The sequence below is a fragment of the Pseudomonas sp. SDO5215_S409 genome (genome assembly GCF_054071325.1).
Genome location: NZ_JBSVWN010000128.1, coordinates 1 through 2,565 on the forward strand (window position 1 = coordinate 1; position 2,565 = coordinate 2,565).

At 53.6% G+C, this 2,565-nt stretch carries 2 protein-coding genes and 1 pseudogene; all 3 read left to right on the top strand.

Going from position 1 to position 2,565, the window contains the following annotated elements:
* On the top strand, positions 1-269 hold a 269-nt coding region (locus ACW9H9_RS28435; protein ID WP_457346676.1), incomplete at its 5' end, for a hypothetical protein.
* Between the two features lie 101 nt (positions 270-370).
* A pseudogene (locus ACW9H9_RS28440) lies at positions 371-1,821 on the top strand (PAAR domain-containing protein).
* Complete coding sequence (locus ACW9H9_RS28445) at positions 1,818-2,204, top strand: hypothetical protein (RefSeq protein ID WP_457346677.1); 387 nt, start codon at positions 1,818-1,820, stop codon at positions 2,202-2,204. The pseudogene ACW9H9_RS28440 and the gene ACW9H9_RS28445 overlap by 4 nt, the downstream one beginning before the upstream one ends.
* The last annotated feature ends 361 nt before the right edge of the window (positions 2,205-2,565 follow it).

Here is a 2,565-nt window from a genome sequence, read left to right on the forward strand (position 1 = left end):
CTCTATGGCGAGCATTCTCGCCTAAATGGGTGTCCGGTTTCATTAGACCACTACATAGGAGGGGAGCAGTGGTGAGCGGCAAGCTGCAGAGCGGCTATGGCTTGCCGCCGTTTTGGCGTACGTTTAGCGGCCTCAATCCTGCCAACTTGTCGGCAGGGCGCCGGTTGGCAGAGCACGCCGTGTTCTTGCTCAAGGCGCCGGAGAATTTGACTAAAGACTGGCTTATGGAAGCTCTTCTTTCGTGCGCCTTTTGTAATTACGCTTTTTGAATGTCAAAAGGCCGGTATTTTTGGCCCACTATAAGTGGGGTTATGATGCGCGCTTTTCATGAGGGAGCTATTCGGCTCCAACCTCTCATCAAGGATGACGCATGCTTCCTTCTGCTCGTTTGGGTGACCAACATTCCTGCCCATTGCCTGGCCATGGCATTACATCGATTGCTACGGCTTCCGGTGATGTTGTGATCAATTTTATGGGGGCCGCGCGCGTGGGTGATGTGTGCGGATGTGGTGCAGTAATCACCACCGGATTTCCGTCAATCAAGATAAACGGCTTCCCTATGGCCCACCTCGGAAGTCCAACCAGTCATGGTGGAACTATCATCACTGGCAGCCCTGACACTGTCGGTGGTTTTACGTTTGGCGGTGCAGCCGTAGGCACCATTATTAACTTTGCAAAATTGGGGGCTATTCGTCCTGATGGGTCTGTTAATGAATCGCTCATGGCTGAACTGTTGGCGGACCCTCAACTTGAGGAGCGTGGCGATTATCCGGCGCACTTATCCAAGGAAAAAATCAGGAAATCCAAGCATATGCGCAACCTAATCCGCAAGAACCTGGCTTTTACATTGTGCCTAAAAGTACGACAATCGATCAGTTGAAGTCCGCACTGTTTACCTCGCAAGATCCGAAGGTGATGAGCAAGTTTGAATCGTTAAATCCTAACTTGAGCGATATTAAAGCCGGATCGATGATCGTGATGAGCGATCCTAATAATTTGCAATGTACTCGCGAAGAAGCGTTGTTGATGGAAGCAGCGGCCAAGACGAATAACGTACTTAAACCGCTCAGCGCGGATGAGGCTGACTTCATGGCCCGTCACCGTGACGAAATCGAAACTTTCCTGGCGGTGGGCTCCACCTCTATCGGTATCGGTGAGGCCATGTTCGCGAGAAATCTGGAAGATATTAAAATTATTTTTCGTGATATCGAAACTTTGCATCAGCGCGCGTTCCAGGCGGATGGGCACCTGCGATCACCGGAGTTTTTTGCGGAACGTAGACGGTTGCTCGCGAAACTCGATATCAACCTGACCGCAATGACCCGCAAGGGTATTGGTTTTCCTGATCACCCGGATTTGAGAAGTGCCTTGGGTATTTCCAGCCGCAGCTTGGTACACCGCTGGACGCAGGCCGGTGCTGCAGGACAAATTCCAGGCTATGCCAGCCATATCGAAGGTGTTTCCAAAGCGGTTAAGGCCGTTAAGTACGGCGGCTGGATTGGTACCGCTATTGGTGGCGGCGCCTCATATATGAAGGTTCAAAACGTGTGTGCAGCGGGCAACACGCAAGCCTGTAAAAAGGTCAAGTTTACTGAGACCGGTAGCTTTGTCGGTGGCGTCGCGGGTGGTGTCGCGGCAGGTGCCGTTTTAACGGGCTCCAGCGTTGGAGTCCTCTGCGTTGGGCTCGGAGTTCCGACGGGTGGCTTGGCGACTTTGGTTTGCGGTGTCGTCGCTGTAGGGGTTGGTTCGTTTGCTGGAGGTGCTGCGTTGGGGGCGGCGGGTGAGGAACTTGGTGAAATCATTTATGAGTACAGTCAATGAGTAGCGCCGAGTTCATTTTTGGTTGTGTGGGCGGCGTGGTGCTGCTGAGTCTCATCATTTGGATAGGCGTCGCTTTACACCTGGCCTACACCCAGATGGACCTGATGCTGGAACATCTGAAAAATTGCTCGGCCATTATGGCCAGAGCGCCTCTTCGGCATGGCGGTCCTTGGGGCAAGTTGCTGCTGGTGGGTGGTATTTCTGGGATCGTGACTTTTCCCAGCTTTTATCTGAACAGAGGCGAACTGAACGCAGACGATTTACGCCGCTTTCCTGTACCGCTCAAGCGCAAGCTGGCAATCATGCAATGGAGTGTAATTGGGCTTTTGGGCTTGGCTTTCTTGCTATGGGCGATCGGGAAGATTGTAGGCTGGCATAAATAATTCAGCGCGCTTAACCGTAAGGGGCCGGCGAACACACCTTCCGAACTCCAGCATCAGGACCGGGCGCGACTGTCTCCGGCGTCGCCATCAGCTAAGGCATTTGCCGGATCACTACGCAGCGGTAAGCGGGCCGCTGCGATTGAGGTCGATCAATTGCTGCCGCATCAGTGGGGCCCTACCTGAACTTGAGGCGAGAAGCGGCCGAAACTCAGCGAGGATATCTATTTTTTTGCGCAACTACCCGACGGGACTTCTGCGACAGGGCCGGGCGTCTGTAAACCAGAGAGCAGTCGAATCACTCCGGCGCAGGGACTGTCAGATTTTTTGTGTGCGGGCCGGTAACGGCCTGCCGTCAGGCAGG